General features: G+C 69.3%; 17 protein-coding genes. 15 read left to right on the top strand and 2 right to left on the bottom strand.

Features of this window, described 5'->3' with window-relative positions:
• The first annotated feature begins 120 nt into the window (after nt 1-120).
• The gene (locus HEP73_RS13305; RefSeq protein WP_185820345.1) at nt 121-1212 is read left to right on the top strand and encodes an ABC transporter ATP-binding protein; all 1092 of its coding nucleotides are present in this window, start codon (nt 121-123) and stop codon (nt 1210-1212) included.
• A 97-nt stretch (nt 1213-1309) separates the two neighbouring features.
• On the opposite strand, the gene ygfZ is transcribed toward HEP73_RS13305, so the two are convergent.
• Entirely contained in the window at nt 1310-2176 is an 867-nt protein-coding gene (gene ygfZ, locus HEP73_RS13300; protein WP_185820344.1) for a CAF17-like 4Fe-4S cluster assembly/insertion protein YgfZ, read from the bottom strand.
• A 38-nt stretch (nt 2177-2214) separates the two neighbouring features.
• Here ygfZ and HEP73_RS13295 point away from each other — a divergent pair, with 38 nt between their 5' ends.
• The 9 genes from HEP73_RS13295 (at nt 2215) to lolD (ending at nt 8728) form a co-directional block, all read left to right on the top strand.
• Nucleotides 2215-2385 (top strand): DUF1674 domain-containing protein, encoded by a 171-nt coding sequence (locus tag HEP73_RS13295; RefSeq protein ID WP_179564016.1) that lies wholly within the window; start codon nt 2215-2217, stop codon nt 2383-2385.
• Nucleotides 2386-2445: 60 nt separating this feature from the next.
• Entirely contained in the window at nt 2446-2838 is a 393-nt protein-coding gene (sdhC, locus tag HEP73_RS13290) for a succinate dehydrogenase, cytochrome b556 subunit (protein WP_185820343.1), read from the top strand.
• The gene (sdhD, locus tag HEP73_RS13285; RefSeq protein WP_184411015.1) at nt 2835-3221 is read left to right on the top strand and encodes a succinate dehydrogenase, hydrophobic membrane anchor protein; all 387 of its coding nucleotides are present in this window, start codon (nt 2835-2837) and stop codon (nt 3219-3221) included. The genes sdhC and sdhD overlap by 4 nt, the downstream gene beginning before the upstream one ends.
• 34 nt (nt 3222-3255) lie before the next feature.
• Nucleotides 3256-5046: a succinate dehydrogenase flavoprotein subunit gene (gene sdhA / locus HEP73_RS13280; RefSeq protein WP_185820342.1), complete on the top strand. Its 1791-nt coding sequence runs from the start codon at nt 3256-3258 to the stop codon at nt 5044-5046.
• Between the two features lie 103 nt (nt 5047-5149).
• The gene (locus tag HEP73_RS13275; protein WP_145700444.1) at nt 5150-5932 is read left to right on the top strand and encodes a succinate dehydrogenase iron-sulfur subunit; all 783 of its coding nucleotides are present in this window, start codon (nt 5150-5152) and stop codon (nt 5930-5932) included.
• A gap of 131 nt (nt 5933-6063) precedes the next feature.
• The gene (locus HEP73_RS13270; RefSeq protein ID WP_039006563.1) at nt 6064-6312 is read left to right on the top strand and encodes an FAD assembly factor SdhE; all 249 of its coding nucleotides are present in this window, start codon (nt 6064-6066) and stop codon (nt 6310-6312) included.
• Entirely contained in the window at nt 6263-6718 is a 456-nt protein-coding gene (locus HEP73_RS13265; protein WP_185820341.1) for a hypothetical protein, read from the top strand. Before HEP73_RS13270 ends, HEP73_RS13265 begins: the two co-directional genes overlap by 50 nt.
• Before the next feature lie 23 nt (nt 6719-6741).
• Nucleotides 6742-7986 carry a lipoprotein-releasing ABC transporter permease subunit gene (locus HEP73_RS13260; protein ID WP_185813134.1) on the top strand — a complete coding sequence of 415 codons (1245 nt, stop codon included), beginning with the start codon at nt 6742-6744 and terminating at the stop codon, nt 7984-7986.
• A gap of 16 nt (nt 7987-8002) precedes the next feature.
• Nucleotides 8003-8728 carry a lipoprotein-releasing ABC transporter ATP-binding protein LolD gene (gene lolD, locus HEP73_RS13255; RefSeq protein ID WP_458309620.1) on the top strand — a complete coding sequence of 242 codons (726 nt, stop codon included), beginning with the start codon at nt 8003-8005 and terminating at the stop codon, nt 8726-8728.
• A 578-nt stretch (nt 8729-9306) separates the two neighbouring features.
• On the opposite strand, the gene HEP73_RS13250 is transcribed toward lolD, so the two are convergent.
• Entirely contained in the window at nt 9307-10371 is a 1065-nt protein-coding gene (locus HEP73_RS13250) for an SDR family oxidoreductase (protein WP_185820339.1), read from the bottom strand.
• A 257-nt stretch (nt 10372-10628) separates the two neighbouring features.
• On the opposite strand from HEP73_RS13250, the gene HEP73_RS13245 reads away from it, so the two are divergent.
• The 5 genes from HEP73_RS13245 to lpxK are packed head-to-tail and all read left to right on the top strand — an operon-like array spanning nt 10629 to nt 16991.
• Complete coding sequence (locus HEP73_RS13245; protein WP_255423491.1) at nt 10629-13199, top strand: DNA internalization-related competence protein ComEC/Rec2; 2571 nt, start codon at nt 10629-10631, stop codon at nt 13197-13199.
• Nucleotides 13093-13770: a MotA/TolQ/ExbB proton channel family protein gene (locus HEP73_RS13240; RefSeq protein ID WP_185813131.1), complete on the top strand. Its 678-nt coding sequence runs from the start codon at nt 13093-13095 to the stop codon at nt 13768-13770. The genes HEP73_RS13245 and HEP73_RS13240 overlap by 107 nt, the downstream gene beginning before the upstream one ends.
• 4 nt (nt 13771-13774) lie before the next feature.
• Nucleotides 13775-14212 carry an ExbD/TolR family protein gene (locus HEP73_RS13235; RefSeq protein ID WP_185813130.1) on the top strand — a complete coding sequence of 146 codons (438 nt, stop codon included), beginning with the start codon at nt 13775-13777 and terminating at the stop codon, nt 14210-14212.
• Nucleotides 14213-14220: 8 nt separating this feature from the next.
• Entirely contained in the window at nt 14221-15957 is a 1737-nt protein-coding gene (gene msbA / locus HEP73_RS13230; protein ID WP_185823414.1) for a lipid A export permease/ATP-binding protein MsbA, read from the top strand.
• Nucleotides 15957-16991, top strand: a complete 1035-nt coding sequence (gene lpxK / locus HEP73_RS13225) for a tetraacyldisaccharide 4'-kinase (protein ID WP_185820338.1) — start codon at nt 15957-15959, stop codon at nt 16989-16991. Before msbA ends, lpxK begins: the two co-directional genes overlap by 1 nt.
• The last annotated feature ends 12 nt before the right edge of the window (nt 16992-17003 follow it).

The raw sequence follows: 17003 nt of genomic DNA, 5'->3' as shown, positions 1-17003 counted from the left end.
CGCATTGCGATCCCATTGTTGCCTGTGTCGCTGGCACGATGCGAAGCGCATTCGTATGCACTGCCTTCGGGAGGGACCGGCGGCAGCCCGTCTCTCCAGCCGGAAACCGGATACCGCACCATGGCGAAAGTACAACTGGACAACATCCGCAAGGTCTACGACAACGGCCAGGTCGCCGTGCACGGGGCCAGCTTCGAAGTGGCCGACGGCGAACTGATGGTGCTGGTCGGGCCCTCGGGCTGCGGCAAATCCACGCTGCTGCGGATGATCGCGGGCCTGGAGGAGATCAGCGGCGGCGAGCTGCGCATCGGCGAGCGCGTGGTCAACGACGTGGCGCCGAAGGACCGCGACATCGCGATGGTGTTCCAGAGCTACGCGCTGTACCCGCACATGACCGTGGCCGAGAACCTGGCGTTCGGGCTGAAGCTGCGCGGCGAGAGCAAGGACGTCATCGCGCGCCGCGTCGCCGCTGCCGCCGACACCCTGGGCCTGACCCCGATGCTGGACAAGCTGCCGCGGGCCATGTCCGGCGGCCAGCGCCAGCGCGTGGCGCTGGGCCGCGCGCTGGTGCGCGAGCCGGCGGTGTTCCTGCTCGACGAGCCGCTGTCGAACCTGGACGCCAAGCTGCGCCATTCGGTGCGCACCGAGATCGCGCAGCTGCACCGCAAGCTCGGCACCACGATGATCTACGTGACCCACGACCAGGTCGAGGCGATGACCCTGGGCCAGCGCATCGTGGTGCTCAAGGATGGGCTGATCCAGCAGATCGATACGCCGATGGCGCTGTACGACCGCCCGGCCAACCTGTTCGTGGCCGGCTTCCTCGGCAGCCCGGCGATGAACGTGCTGCAGGGCCAGTTGGTCGAAGAGGGCGGCTTGCAGCAGCTGCAACTGGCCGACGGTAGCCGCGTGCCGCTGCAAGGCGCGCATGTCGCGCCGCAATGGCTGGGCCGGCCGATCGCGATCGGCGTGCGCCCGGAACACCTGCAGCCCAGCGAGGACGGGCAGGGCGGGTTCGAGACCACGATCGAGGTGATCGAGCCGGTCGGCAACGAGATCTTCGTCAACCTCAGCTACGGCAGCCAGCCGCTGGTGATGCGGGTGTCGCCACGCACGCTGCCGGGCCTGGGCGAGCGCCTGCGCGTGGCGGTGCGCGGCGAGGCGCTGCACTTCTTCGATCCGGAGAGCGGCGAGCGTTTGTCGCCGGCCTGAGTCATCGCGTCAATCGGCCGCGGCGCGTTCGAGAGAGCCGCCGCGCCGACGCAGTGCGCTGCCGAGGAGGGCAGGGAAGGCGAGCCGCGAGGCTCGCTCAGCGTGCCAGACCGTCGCGCAGCGGCTGCCAGTGCGCCGGATGTGCGTCGATCGACAAACCGGTCGGCGGCGCCTCCTCCAGCGGCAGCACCGCCAGCGCCAGCGTGCCGGCGACGCTGACCACGCTGCCCAGCGGCTGTGCATCGCGCAGCACCTGCGCGCCGACCTCGGCCACGCCGTCCACTTCAAGCAATTGCAGCGCGCGTTTGGCCTTGCCCAGGAAATGGGTGCGGGCGACGATCTCCTGGCCCGGATAGCAGCCCTTCTTCACGCTGAACGCGTGCAGCCGGTCCAGTGCCAGCTGCTGCGGGGTCCATTGCTCGCGCTGGCCGGGATCGAGCCGGGCCAGGCCCAGTGCCAGATCTGCCTGGCGCCACGCCGCGGCGAATGCGGGATCGGCCGGGCCCGCGTCAGCCGTTGGCGCCAGCAGCAGCGTGCGCGGCAGCGCGTCGCCGCCCATGTCCAGCTCGATCACGCCGTGGTCACCAGGCGCAGACGTCGCGCCCCGGGCCTGCTCGGGCATGCTCAAGCGCCCGAAGCCATACAGATCCTCGCGTACCGTGATGCGCACCTTGCGCCGGAACACGAAGCGGTTCAGTGCCGTGGCGAGTTCCGTCGCGCCGCCGTCCGGCAGCAGCACCAGCAAGTCGTCGTCGGCGCGGCGCAGCAGCGCGAACAGCGCGAGCACCCGGCCCTTGGCGCTGAGCCAGGCGTTCCATTGCCAGTGGCCGTTGTGCAGCGCCTGCACGTCGTTGGCGAACTGCGCCTGGGCGAAAGCCACTGCATCCGCGCCGCTCAAGGCCACGTATTGCAGGTCTGGGAGCGCGGAAAAACCGGCGGAAGTGAGATTCAGGTTGTCAGGCACGAGGGGGAGGACTAAAATTACGCTGTTGTGAGACCCGCATGATAGGCCAACCAACCCCCACACCCGAGCCCGATCCCGAAACGCAGCGACCCGCCGAGGAGAACACTCCGGAAGCGACGCCTGCGCCGCGGGAAATCGGCGGTCGCGGCGGCCTCGAGCCGACGCGCTACGGCGACTGGGAGAAAAACGGACGCTGCATCGATTTTTGAGCAGCTTTGAGCCAACGCGGCCTTAAGCACGCCGCCCAGCCGAGACAACGAGCCCAGCGAATGGCGACCCGCGAACGTCCTCTTTCCCCCCACCTGCAGGTCTATCGCTGGCAGATCCAGATGGTGACCTCGATCCTGAATCGAGCCACTGGCATCGTGCTGTCGATCGGAGCCCTGGTCATCGCCGCCGGCCTGTTGGCGCTGATGCTCGGCCCGTCCTCCTGGAACCTCTTCCGCGATATCGCCGGCGCCTGGTACGGACAGGTGTTCCTGTTCGGCTGGACCTGGAGCTTCGCCTTCCACCTGTTCGGCGGCCTGCGCCACATCCTGCAGGACTTCGGTCAGGGCTACGCGGTGCGCGCCTTCGTCAGCATGGGCTGGCTGTCGGTGATCCTGAGCCTGGTGCTGACTGCCGCCGTGTGGGCCTACGTGCTGCTGGGAGCCGCCGCATGAACCGCTACCGTACCCCGTTGAAGAACGTCCGCGGCCTGGGCGCGGCCAAGACCGGCACCGAGCATTTCGTGGTGCAGCGGCTGACCGCCACCGCGCTGGTGCCGCTGTCGATCTGGTTCCTGATCTTCGTGCTGGGCCTGATGGGTTCGGACTACGTCGCCGCCACCGAGGCGGTGGCCAAGCCGTGGAACGCGATCCTGCTGGTCGGCTTCCTCATCGCCGCGTTCTGGCATGCGCAGCTGGGCATGCAGGTGGTGCTGGAAGACTACGTGCACACCTCGCTGCTGGCCCTCGCGGCGCAGACCATCGTGCGTTTCGTCGCCGTGCTCGGCGCCATCGTCAGCATCTTCGCCGTGGCGCGCATCGCGCTGGGCATTGCCTGATCCGCCGGCGCCCCCTCTAGGAACCCCCATTTCGATGTCCGCTTACAAGATCACCGAACACAAGTACGACATGGTCGTGGTCGGCGCCGGCGGCGCCGGCCTGCGCGCCACCTTCGGCCTGGCCGCCAAGGGCCTGCAGACGGTGTGCCTGACCAAGGTCTTCCCGACCCGTTCGCACACCGTGGCCGCGCAGGGCGGCATCTCCGCCGCGCTCGGCAACATGGGCGAAGACGACTGGCGCTACCACTTCTACGACACCATCAAGGGTTCGGATTGGCTGGGCGACCAGGACGCGATCGAATACATGTGCCGCGAGGCGATCCCGGCGATCATCGAGCTGGAGCACTACGGCGTGCCGTTCTCGCGCACCGAGGACGGCAAGATCTACCAGCGTCCGTTCGGCGGCATGACCACCAAGTACGGCGAAGGCCCGTCCGCGCAGCGTACCTGCGCCGCCGCCGACCGTACCGGCCACGCCATGCTGCACACGCTGTACCAGCAGTCGCTGGCGCACAACGCGCGCTTCATGATCGAGTACTTCGCGCTGGACCTGATCTTCGACGAAGAGGGCGTGTGCCGCGGCGTGCTCGCGCTGGACATGGCCGAAGGCTCGCTGCACCTGTTCCGCGCCCACGGCGTGGTGCTGGCCACCGGCGGCTACGGCCGCGCCTACTTCAGCGCCACCTCCGCGCATACCTGCACCGGCGACGGCGGCGGCCTGGTGATGCGCGCCGGCCTGCCGATGCAGGACATGGAGTTCGTGCAGTTCCACCCCACCGGCATCTACGGCGCCGGCTGCCTGATCACCGAGGGCGTGCGCGGCGAAGGCGGCATCCTGCGCAACAGCAACGGCGAGCGCTTCATGGAGCGCTACGCGCCGCACTACAAGGATCTGGCCTCGCGCGACGTGGTGTCGCGTTCGATGACCGTCGAGATCCGCGAAGGCCGCGGCGTCGGCGAGCACAAGGACCACATCCTGCTCGACCTGACCCACCTCGGCCCGGAAGTGATCAACGAGAAGCTGCCCGGCATCGCCGAGAGCGCGCACATCTTCGCTGGCGTCGATGTGGCCAAGCAGCCGATCCCGGTGATCCCGACCGTGCACTACAACATGGGGGGCATTCCGACCAACTACCACGGCGAAGTGGTGCGCAAGGACGGCGACAACCCCGATTCGGTGGTGCCCGGCCTGTACGCGATCGGCGAAGCGGCCTGCGTGTCGGTGCACGGCGCCAACCGCCTGGGTTCCAACTCGCTGCTGGATCTGGTGGTGTTCGGCCGCGCGGTGGCGATCCGTTGCGCCGAGACCATCAAGAGCGGCGCGCCGCACAAGACCCTGCCCAGCGATTCCTGCGACAAGGCGTTGGGCCTGCTCGACAAGCTGCGCAATTCCAACGGCGGCACGCCGACCTCGGTGATCCGCGACAAGATGCAGCGCACCATGCAGTCCGACGCGGCGGTGTTCCGCACCAGCAAGACGCTCAAGGAAGGCGTGGACAAGATGGCCGAGATCTACGCCACCTTCGAGGACGTGAAGGTCTCCGACCGCTCGCTGGTGTGGAATTCGGACCTGATCGAGACCTACGAGTTGAACAACCTGCTGCTCAACGCGGTGGCGACGATCAACTCGGCCGAGCAGCGCAAGGAAAGCCGCGGCGCGCATGCGCACGAGGATTTCCCGGACCGCGACGACGTCAACTGGCAGAAGCACACCCTGGTCAGTGTCGACGACAAGGGCCAGTGCAGTTTCGACTACCGCCCTGTGCACATGTACACGCTCAGCAAGGACGTCGACGTGGTGCCGCCGAAACCGCGCGTGTACTGACCAAAGCCGGGATTGGGGATTGGTGATTCGGGATTCGAAACACGTCGCTTCCTGCTCTCAACACCTCCCCAATCCCTAATCCCCATTCCCGGATTTTAAAGCCATGGCAGAGTTCACCCTCCCCAAGAATTCCAAGATCGGCAAGGGCAAGCACTTTCCCGCCACCGGCGCGAAGAATGCACGCACCTTCAAGGTCTACCGTTGGAATCCGGACGACGACAGCAATCCGCGTACCGACACCTATGAGGTGGATCTGGACGCGTGCGGCCCGATGGTCCTGGACGCGCTGATCAAGATCAAGAACGAGATCGATCCGACCCTGACCTTCCGCCGTTCCTGCCGCGAAGGCATCTGCGGTTCGTGCGCGATGAACATCGACGGCACCAACACCCTGGCCTGCACCAAGGCGATCGCCGACTGCGGCAAGGCCGAAGTGCCGATCTATCCGCTGCCGCACATGAGCGTGATCAAGGATCTGGTGCCGGACCTGACCCACTTCTACGCGCAGTACGCGTCGATCAAGCCGTGGATCCGCACCCAGACCCCGCCGCCGCCGGACCGCGAGCGGCTGCAGTCGCCGGAAGACCGCAAGAAGCTCGACGGCCTGTACGAGTGCATCCTGTGCGCGTGCTGCTCGACCAGTTGCCCGAGTTACTGGTGGAACGGCGAGCGCTATCTGGGCCCGGCGATCCTGCTGCAGGCCTACCGCTGGATCATCGACTCGCGCGACGAGGACACCGGTGCGCGCCTGGACGATCTGGAAGATCCGTTCAAGCTGTATCGCTGCCACACCATCATGAACTGCGCGCGGACCTGCCCGAAGGGGCTGAACCCGGCGCTGGCCATCGCCGAGATCAAGAAGCTGATGATGGCGCGCCGCGCCTGATCGGCTAGCGTTCCACTACGGACGGCAGGCCCGTCCGACTTGCGCGGCACCGGCTCTCGGGTTCGGTGCCGCGCGCGTTTTCGGCGGTCGCCGCAGCAGGCGTCCGCCCACCAAGACAAGGGTGCGATGCGATGGACGAAGCCACCGAACTGAAGAAGCTGCGCTGGCGCTGCCGGCGCGGCATGCGCGAGCTGGACCAGCTGTTCGGGCGCTACCTGGACCGGCGCTGGGCGCAGGCCTCCGAGGCCGAGCGCGGGGTTTTCCTATACCTGCTCGAATGCGAGGACGATAAGTTGTGGCGCTGGTTCATGGGCTACGAGGCTTGTCCCGATGCACGCGCCGCCGATCTCATCGCCACCATCCGCGCCATGCCGGCTTGAGTGGCGCCCCTCGCGCTGGCTGCTGGCGGCGCTGGCGCTGCTGAGCGTGCTGGCGCCGCTGTCGATCCTGGGTTCGGACATGCCGCGCTTCTGGGCCTGGCCGGCGGCGGCGCTGGCCGCGCTGTACGCGGCATGGCTGCTGCGTCGCGAGGCGCGGCGGGCGCGGCATGCGCTGCTGATCCCGGCGCAGGGCAGCGTGGCGGCAAGCGTCGATGGCCAGCCGGTCGCGGCGCTGCAGGTGGACTGGCGCGGGCCGCTGGCGTTCGTGCGCTGGTGCGGCGCGGATGGCCGGGCAGGGCGCCTGGCCTGGTGGCCGGACACGCTGCCGCCGGCGGCACGACGTGAACTGCGTCTGGCCGCTCAGGCCCGTGCCGCTTCGTCTGCGCCGCCGCAGATGGCACCATAGCGCTCCCTGGATGGTGGCTGCGCATGTTCAAACCCTTACCCGTGGCCATCGGCCTGCGCTACCTGCGCGCCAAGCGCCGCAACAACTTCATCTCCTTCATCTCGATGGCCTCGATCCTCGGCATCGCCCTGGGCGTGACCGTGCTGATCACCACGCTGGCGGTGATGAGCGGCTTCCAGAAGGAGATCCGCGACCGCCTGCTGCAGATGGCCGCGCATGCCACGGTCAGCGCGCAGGGCGCGCCGATGGAGAACTGGCAGCACGCGGTGGACGTGGCCACCCGCGATCCGCGCGTGGCCGGCGCCGCGCCGTACGTCGAGGAAGAGGCGCTGCTCACCGGGCAGCGCAACCAGCCGGCGATCGTGCGCGGCATCCTGCCCAGCGAAGAGGCCAAGGTCTCGGTGCTGGCGCAGAAGATGAAGCAGGGTTCGATCGACAGCCTGACCCCCGGTTCCTACAACATCCTGCTCGGCCAGGAGCTGGCGCTGTGGCTGGGCGTGGGCGTGGGCGACAAGGTGGTGGTGATGCTCGGCGAACCGCAGGCCAGCCCGATGGGCATGGTGCCGCGCTACAAGCGTTTCACCGTCAGCGGCATCTTCGAGGCCGGCTACAACGAGATCGATCGCGGCCTGGCGGTGACCAGCATGCCGGACATGCAGCGCGTGCTGCGCATGGGCGACGGCGTCACCGGCGTGCGCCTGAAGCTGCACAACATGGACCTGGCCTGGGACGTGGCGCGCGACCTGGCGCTGAACCTGCATGGCCCGTACATGGTCAGCGACTGGACCCGCGAGAACGCCAACCTGTACCAGTCGCTGAAGATGGAAAAGACGGTGATGGGCATCCTGCTGTCGCTGATCATCGCGATGGGCGCGTTCAACCTGGTGTCCTCGCAGGTGATGCTGGTCACCGACAAGCAGGCCGACATCGCCATCCTGCGCACGCTGGGGCTGAGCCCGGGCGGGGTGATGCAGGTATTCATGGTGCAGGGCACGCTGATCGGCGTGTTCGGCACCATCGCCGGGGTGATCGGCGGCATCCTGCTGACCTTGAACCTGGAGCGGATCCTGGCCGGCATCGAGGCGCTGTTCAACATCAAGCTGCTGCCGGAGGACGTGTACTACATCACCGGCCTGCCCACCGACATGCAGCCGCACGACGTGGTGGTGATCACCATCGTCGCGCTGCTGATGAGCTTCCTGGCCACGCTGTATCCGGCCTGGCGCGCGGCGCGCACGCAACCGGCGGAGGCGCTGCGTTATGAATGACGGCCGGGAGTCGGGAATGGGGAATCGGGAAGTGCACAAGCCACAGCAAGCAGACGCGGCGATCCGTGCCGAGGGCCTGGGCAAGACCTATGCCGAGGGCAAGATGCGCACGCCGGTGTTCGACGGGCTGGACCTGAGCGTGGCGCCGGGCGAGACCGTGGCCATCGTCGGCGCGTCCGGCGCCGGCAAGAGCACGCTGCTGCACCTGCTCGGCGGACTCGATGTGCCCACCGCCGGCGAGGTGTACGTGGCCGGGCAGCGCATGTCGGCGCTGTCGGACGCGGCGCGCGGTCAGCTGCGCAACCGCTCGCTGGGCTTCGTCTACCAGTTCCATCACCTGCTGCCGGAATTCACCGCGCTGGAGAACGTGATGATGCCGGTGCTGCTGGGCGGCGCCGCGGTCAAGGACGCCGACGCGCGCGCGCGCGCCTTGCTGGAATCGGTGGGCCTGGGCCATCGCCTGGAGCACAAGCCAGGCGAGCTGTCCGGCGGCGAGCGCCAGCGCGCGGCGGTGGCGCGCGCGCTGGTCAACCGCCCGGCTTGCGTGCTCGGCGACGAGCCGACCGGCAATCTCGACGACAAAACTGCGGCCAACGTGTTCGCGCTGATGCTCGATCTCAATCGCGCGCACGGCACCAGCCTGGCCCTGGTCACCCACGACCGCAGCCTGGCGCGCAAGCTCGATCGCGTGCTGGAACTGCACCAGGGCAAGCTGCGCGAACTGGCGCCTGCCGACGTGTAGCGGCCGCGACCATGCCGGCGTGGAACGCGCCGGCATGGTCGCGGCCCGGCGGCTGCGACGAATGCATTTCGGAACAATGGCGGTTCCGGCGATCGGTCGCGGCTGAAGCCGCTCCTACAGTGCACCCAGCCGCCGGCCACGCCCCCTGTAGGAGCGGCTTCAGCCGCGACGAACGAAGCCGGAATTTAATCCGGTCATGGAACACCCGGTGGCCCGATGGGCCGAGGCCACGCGGAGTCGCTCCCACAATGGACTTGTGGCCTGCTCGCTGGGTGCGCTGTGGGAGGGACTTCAGTCCCGACGCGGTCCGGTCGCGGCATCTCCACCGCTTCGCTCGTCGCGACTGAAGTTCGCTCCTACAGTGCACCCAGCCGCCCCCTGTAGGAGCGGCTTCAGCCGCGACGAACGAAGTAGGAGTTTGTCAGTTTGCGGAACCGGTGGTCTGATGGGCCGAAGCCACCCGAGTCGCTCTCACACAACGAGGGCGACCAACCGCATCAAGGCCGCTCAAAGGCCTGTCGATTCGACAATCCTCTAAGCCGATCTCCCAGCGGCAACGCTCGCCGATGCCGCGATCCTCAGGGAATCACCCGCTGCGCGCGCAGCCGCGCGAACAGCTCCAGGAACGACGCGCGGCTGTCGTAGTAGCCGAGGAAGCCGAGGTCGCGGCTCTTGGTCATGTCGTTGACGCACTCGATCTCGCGGCCGAGGTCGGCATCGGTGTGCCACCACGACGCCAACTGGTCCACGTCCGCCTGTACCAGCCCATGGCGTTCGGCGATCGCGCGCCACTGCGCCGGTGCGCTGTGCTGCAGGCGCGGTTGCAGCGGCATCGGCGCATCCGGATACGGTGCCGCCTCCAGGCTGAAGAACGCGGCGATCTCGCCCCACATCCAGCGCCAGCGGAACACGTCGCCGTTGACCGTGTTGAACGCCTGGTCGCGCGCGGCCGGGCTGGTCGCGGCCCAGGCCAGCTGGCGGCCGAGCAGGCCGGCGTCGGTGAGGTCGGTGAGGCTGTCCCATTGCGCGCGCGAGCCGGGGAACACGAACGGCTGCCCGCTGTGCTTGCACAGCGTGGCGTACACCGCCAGGGTCACGCCCATGTTCATCGCATTGCTGCCGTTGGCCTGGCCGATCATGGTGTGCGAGCGGTGCACGCTCCAGCCGAAACCGTGGCGTGCGGCGGCGTCGAACAGCAGGTCTTCCAGCGTGTAATAGAAATTCTCGCCGGGCTGGCGCGGCTCGCTTTCGCGGAACGGCGTCTCCGCCTTGCCGCTGCCGTAGTGCTCGAACGACCCCAGGTAGTGCTTGGTGCCGGTGACCAGCGCCATATGCTGCAGCGTTGCGCTGTCCAGGCCTTCGCACAGGTGGCGCAGCATCGCGCCGTTGGCGGTGACGTTTTCCTTCTCGGTGTCGCGCCGCGTCCAAGTGCAGAAGAACACGTGGGTGATCGGCAGCCCACGCAGCGCGGCGATGGTCGCGTCGCGGTCGAGCAGATCGGCCGCGACCGGAATCACGCCTTCCTGCGCGACCGGGCGGCGCGCCAGCCCATAGACGGTCCAGCCTTCGGCAACGAGAACGTTCGCCAGGTTGTAGCCGGAGATGCCGGTAACCCCGACCACCAGTGCGGTGCCCTTGCGCATGTGCGGATTTCCTTACGACGTAAACCGCGCACGCTAGCCGCAGGCCGATGAACATGCGGCGAAAAGCGCATGGAGCGCGGCACCGGCCGTGCGTCCAGAGGCGAATTCCTACATCGCCCGCAGGGCTTGGCCGATAGCGGGAGGCAATAGTGGTAGGCGAGGCTGTCCAGGCAGTCGGATCATGTCGCGCAATCGTTCGCGCTGGTCGCTGTTACACCTCCATTCGTACCCTGTCCGCGCCAAGGAGTGGCGATCGCATGCAGCAGTGCACCGGATCTGCGAATGATCATGCGCTCCTGGCGCCGGCATCCGAGTCCAGGTCTGCGCCGCCGCCGCGTAGCGCGGTCGCCCCGTTCGGCATCGCCGTCGCCGCCAGTCTCGCCGCCGGCGTGCTGGCCGCCTTGTGGCTGCCGCGCTTGGCGCCGTGGCCGTTGTCGCTGGCGCTGCTGTTCGGTGGCATCGCGGTCTGCGCCGGCATGCCGCGCTGGCGCTGGCTGGGCGCCTTCGCCGTGGGCAGCGGCTGGCTGGGACTGATCGCCGGCATGGTGCTGGCGCGGCAACTGCCCGCCGACTGGGAGAAGCGCGTGGCGACGCTGCAGGGGCAGGTGGTGGAGTTGCCGCAGGCCGAGGTGCGGCGCACGCGGTTCATGTTCCGGGTGGACGCCGACCCCACGCAGCCGGCGCCGTTGCGCGGACGTTTGTTGCAACTGGCCTGGTACGACGATTTCGGTGCGCAGGTGGCCGGGCCGCGCACGGCGCTGCATGCCGGCGCGCGCTGGCGTCTGAGCGTGCGCCTGCGCGCGCCGCGCGGGCTCAGCAATCCGGGCGGCTTCGACGCCGAGGCGTATGCGCTGGCGCAGCGGATCAGCGCTAGCGGCTACGTGACCGCCCCGCAAGAGGCCGTCGAACTGGCGCCGGGGCAGGGCATCGATGCCTGGCGCGAACGCCTGGCGGCGCGGATCGCGGCAGCGGTGCCGACTGCGTCGGCGCGCTATGTGCAGGCGCTGGCGCTCGGCGACACGCGCAGCCTGGACGATCGCGACTGGCGCATCCTGCGCGCCGCCGGCCTGACCCATCTGATCGCCATTTCCGGCTTCCATGTCGGCCTGGTCGCCGGCGCGTTCGCGCTGCTCGGCGGCGGCCTGTGGCGGCTATGGCCGCCGCTGGGACGGCATTGGCCGCGCCGCCAGGCCGCCGCACTGCTGGCGGTGCTCGGCGCTGGCGGCTACACCGTGCTGTCGGGGATGGCGCTGCCCACCGTGCGCACCGCGTTGATGATCGCGGTGGTCGTGGTCGCGCGGCTGTGGCGGCGCCCGGTACGGGTGGTCGATGCGCTGGCGCTGGCGGCGATCGTCATGCTCGCGTTCGATCCGCTGGCGGTGCTGTCCGCCGGTTTCTGGCTGAGTTTCCTCGGCGTGGCCTGGCTGGCCTGGTGCATGCCGGTCGCGGGCAGCGGTTGGCGCGACAAGCTGCGCGAATTCCTGTCGGCGCAGGGCGTGGCCACGCTGGGCCTGCTGCCGCTGAGCACGATGCTGTTCGGCCAGGCCTCGGCGGCCGGGCCGCTCGCCAACCTGCTGGCGATCCCGTGGTGGAGCCTGGTGGTGGTGCCGTTGGCGCTGCTCGGCACCGCCTTGGAAGCGATGCACGCCGGCGCCGGGGTGTGGGCGTGGCGCGCAGCGGCGGCATGCTTCGACCTGACCTGGCCGCTGTTCACCACACTGGGCGAAAGCCGCTTCGCGCTGTGGTGGCTGCCGGAAGCGCGCGACTGGGCGCTGCCGCTGGCGCTGCTCGGCGCGTTCTGGCTGCTGTTGCCGCGCGCGGTGCCGGGCAAGCCGCTGGCCGCGCTGCTGTGGCTGCCGCTGTTCTGGCCGCCGCTGGAGCGGCCGGCGGCGGGCGAAGTGGAACTGGTGATGATCGACGTCGGCCAGGGCCTGTCGGTGCTGGTGCGCACCGCGCGGCATCAGTTGCTGTACGACGCCGGCCCGGCGATCAAGGACGGCTACGATGCCGGCGAGCGCGCGGTGGTGCCGACGCTGCACGCGCTCGGCGTGGCGCGCCTGGACCGGACCGTGATCAGCCATGGCGACAACGACCATGCCGGCGGCTTCGAGGCGGTGCGCGCGGCGCTGCCGGTCGGCCTGGCCGAGGCGCCGGCCGGCGCGCCGGTGCGGGTGGACCGGCCGTGCCTGGCGGGCACCGCCTGGAAGTGGGACGGGGTGCGTTTCCGCTTCCTGCATCCGGCGCCTGGCTTTCCCTATCTCGACAACGAGTCGAGCTGTGTGCTGCGCGTGGAAAGCGCGCATGGCGCGATGCTGCTGACCGGCGACATCGGCGATGTCATCGAGAGCCGGCTGTTGCGCCAGGCGCCGCAGGACCTGCGCGCCGAGGTGGTGCTGGCGCCGCATCACGGCAGTGCGCATTCCTCGCAGGCGGCCTTCGTCGCCGCCACCGGCGCGCGGCTGGTGCTGATCTCGGCCGGCGAGGGCAACCGCTTCGGCCATCCGCGCGCGGCGGTGGTGGCGCGCTGGCAGGCGTCCGGCGCCGAGGTCGCCACCACCCCGCAAGGCGGCGCGCTGCGCGTGTGGCTGGGACGCGCCGGCCTGCAACTGCGCGAACGGCGGCCGTGGCGGGCGCGGCTGTGGGATGCCGCGGAGCGGGTGCGGGCGGCTGCTATCCTATCGGCCAGTGAACGAACGGCCGAACGTGCCGGAGGGTTGCAACGTGTGGGAACTGGTCAAGGCCGGTGGCTGGCCGATGGTGCCGTTGCTGCTGTTGGGCGTGGTCGCGCTGGCGATCGTGCTGGAGCGGTTCTGGAGCCTGCGCCGTAGCGAAGTGCTGCCGCCGGGGCTGGGCCAGGAAGTGCGCAACTGGGCCACGCGCGGCAAGCTCGACCCGACCCACATCGAGTCGCTGCGGCGCAATTCGCCGCTGGGCGAGCTGCTCGCCGCCGGGCTGGACGTGCGCAGCCGGCCGCGCGAGGTCGTCCGCGAACGCATCGAGGACACCGGCCGCCACGTCGTGCATCGCATGGAGCGGTTCCTGAACGCGTTGGGCACGGTGGCCTCAGCCGGGCCGCTGCTCGGCCTGCTCGGCACCGTGGTCGGCATGATCCAGATGTTCCTGGGCATCCTCGACCACGGCGTCGGCGACGTGAATCAGCTCGCCGGCGGCATCGGCAAGGCGCTGGTGTGCACCGCCACCGGCATGATCATCGCGGTGCCGGCGCTGGTCTTCCACCGCTATTTCAAGAGCCGCATCGCCGGCTACATCATCGAGATGGAGCGCGAAGCCACCGCCCTGAGCGATGTCCTCGACGGCCACGGCCGTGCCGGTGCGCCGACCCCGGCCGCGCCGCGCCCGGCTGCGCGCGGCGGCGCCGCTGCGCCGGCCAAGGGCTGAGCCGGTGCGGATCCGCGACGACCGCGGCCAGGACGAGCCGCATATCGACCTGGTGCCCCTGATCGACGTCATCCTTGTCCTGATCATCTTCTTCGTAGTGACCACCACCTTCGACGCCCGTTCCACGCTGCAACTGCAGCTGCCCAACGCCAGCGACCAGCACAACCCGGCGCCGCCGCGTGCGCTGAGCGTGCTGGTCAACGCCGACGGGCACTATTTCATCAACGATCAGGAAGTGCTGCGCACCGACGTGGAGTCGGTCAAGCGCAGCATCGCCCAGGTCGCCGGCGACGACCGCGAGCAGCCGGTGCTGCTGCGCGCCGATGCGCGCACGCCCTACCAGGCCGTGGTCACAGCGCAGGACGCGCTGGGCCAGCTCGGCTTCCGCCGCATCGCCATCGCCACCGCGCCGGAAGTCAACGCGCCGGAAGTCAAGCGGTGAGCGGCAAAATGGCACCGGTCTGGCCGATCTACCGTCGGCTGCTCGGATATACCCGCGCCTATTGGGTGATGCTGGCGGCCGCGCTGGTGGCGATGGTGGTGGAAGCCACCGCCGGCTACTTCTTCACCCGGCTGATGGACCCGTTGGTCAATCGCGGCTTCGTCAATCCGGAGGCGCGCATGGCGGTGCTGCTGCCGCTGGCGATCCTGGGCCTGTTCGTGATGCGCAGCTTCGCCACCTTCGTCGGCGACTACTGCATGGCGCGCACCGGGCGCAGCGTGGTGCGCGACCTGCGCGAGCAGGTGCTGGCCAAGTATCTGCACCTGCCGTCCTCGCACTTCGACGTCGAGGCCACGCCGGTGATGGTCAGCCGGCTGAACTTCGATACCGAGCAGGTCACCCAGGCCGCCGCCGATGCGTTGAAGACCATCGTCGCCGACACCCTGACCATCTTCTACATGCTGGTGGTGATGCTGCAGATGAGCGTCAAGGTCACCCTGGCGCTGCTGGTGGTGGCGCCGTTGATCGGGGTCATCGTCTCCTACGTCGGCAAGCGCTACCGCAAGATCAGCCGCGGCATCCAGGACGGCATGGGCTCGATGGCGCAGAGCGCCGAGCAATCGCTGAGCGCGCAGCAGGAAGTGAAGGTGCACGGCACCCAGTCGCTGGAGATCTCGCGTTACGCGGTGCTGGCCAACCGCATGCTGGGCCTGAACATGAAGGTCGAGACCACCCGCGCGCTGGCCTCGAGCATGGTCCAGTTCCTGGCCGCGGTGGCGCTGGCGGCGATCGTCTGGGTCTCCACCCGCGAAGCGCTGGCCGGGCGCCTGAACCCGGGCCAGTTCATCGCGTTGATGACCTCGATGATGGCGATCATCCCGTCGCTGCGCCGGCTGACCAGCGTGCAGACCTCGATCTCGCGCGGCGTGGCTGCCGCCGAACGCCTGTTCTCGATCCTGGACACGCCGGAGGAGCGCGACAACGGCACCGTGTCGGTGCAGCGCGTGCGCGGCGAACTGGCGTTCGACGGCGTGATGCTGCGCTACCGCCAGGACAGCGGACTGGCGCTGGACGACATCAGTTTCACCGCCAAGCCGGGCACGGTCACTGCCATCGTCGGCCGTTCCGGCAGCGGCAAGACCAGCCTGGTGCGGCTGGTGCCGCGCTTCTACGAACCCAGCGGCGGCAGCATCACCCTGGACGGGGTGGCGCTGCACGACTACCGCCTGCACGACCTGCGCCGGCAGATCGCCCTGGTCGGGCAGCGGGTGATGCTGTTCGACGACACCATCGCCGCCAACATCGCATACGGCACGCAGGCCAGCGACGCGCAGATCCGCGCCGCGGCCGAAGCGGCCAACGCCTGGGAGTTCATCGAGCGGCTGCCGCTGCAGCTGCGCACCCCGGTCGGCGAGAACGGCGCGCTGCTGTCCGGCGGCCAGCGCCAGCGCCTGGCGATCGCCCGCGCGATCCTGCGCGACGCGCCGATCCTGATCCTGGACGAAGCCACCGCCGCGCTGGACAACGAATCCGAGCGTCTGGTGCAGGACGCGCTGCACCGGCTGATGCCCGAGCGCACCACGCTGGTCATCGCGCACCGCCTGTCCACCATCGAACATGCCGACCAGGTGCTGGTGATGGACCACGGCCGCATCGTCGAGCGCGGCACCCACCACGCGCTGCTCGCCCAGGGCGGCCTGTACGCCCACCTGCACAGCATGCAGTTCCGCGAAAGGCAGCCCTGATGAGCGGTCGCGGGCCACACACGCCTGGCTACTGGTATGGCCAGGGCACGCCGCCGCTGTACGCGCAGGTGCTGACCCCGCTGTACGCGGCGGCGATCGGCCTGCGCCGCGCGCTGTACCGGCGCGGCTGGCGCAAGCGCTACAGCATCGCGGTGCCGGTGGTCGTGGTCGGCAACCTCACCGCCGGCGGCACCGGCAAGACCCCGCTGACCATCGCCCTGGTGCGCAAGCTGCAGGACGCCGGCTGGAAGCCGGGCGTGGCCACCCGCGGCTATGGCCGCAGCCAGGACCAGATCGCGCGCTGGATCGAAGCGGGGACCACGCCGGAACTGGGCGGCGACGAGCCGGTGTTGATCGCGCACAAGACCGGCGCGCCGGTGCGGGTGGACCGCGACCGTGTCGCCGCCGCGCGCGCGTTGCTGCAGGCCGGCTGCGACATCGTGGTCTGCGACGACGGCCTGCAGCACTACCGCCTGCAGCGCGACATCGAGATCGAAGTGGTCGACGGCCAGCGCCGCTACGGCAACGGCCGCCTGCTGCCGGCCGGGCCGCTGCGCGAGCCGGTGGCGCGCGGCCGCGAATGCGATTTCCGGGTCATCAACCTGGGCCAGGCCAGCGACGTCGGCGAGGTCCAGGCCGGTTTCGGCGAATGGGCGATGCGCCTGCGCATCGACAGCGCGCAACCGCTGCAGGGCGGCCGCGCGCGCGCCTTGCGCAGCTTCGCCGGGCAGCGCGTGCACGCCGTCGCCGGCATCGCCCATCCGCAGCGCTTCTTCGACATGCTGCGCGCGCACGGCATCGGCGTGGTGCCGCACGCGTTTCCCGACCATCACCGCTACCGCGCCGCCGACCTGTCGTTCGGCAGCGAACTGCCGGTGCTGATGACCGAGAAGGACGCGGTCAAGTGCGCGCAGTTGGTCGACGACTGGTGTTTCAGCGTGCCGCTGCTGGCGGAGTTGCCGGCCGCATTCTGGATCGGCCTGCTCGACCGGCTGGACAAGCTGCGCGGGCGCAGCGGCGACGCCAGCGAATAGCGGCGGACGCTG

The organism is Xanthomonas sp. GW (genome assembly GCF_014236815.1).
Classification (GTDB): Bacteria; Pseudomonadota; Gammaproteobacteria; order Xanthomonadales; family Xanthomonadaceae; genus Xanthomonas_A.
The sequence above is the reverse complement of the archived record's forward strand: the minus strand, read 5'-3'. Positions and strand labels throughout refer to the sequence as shown.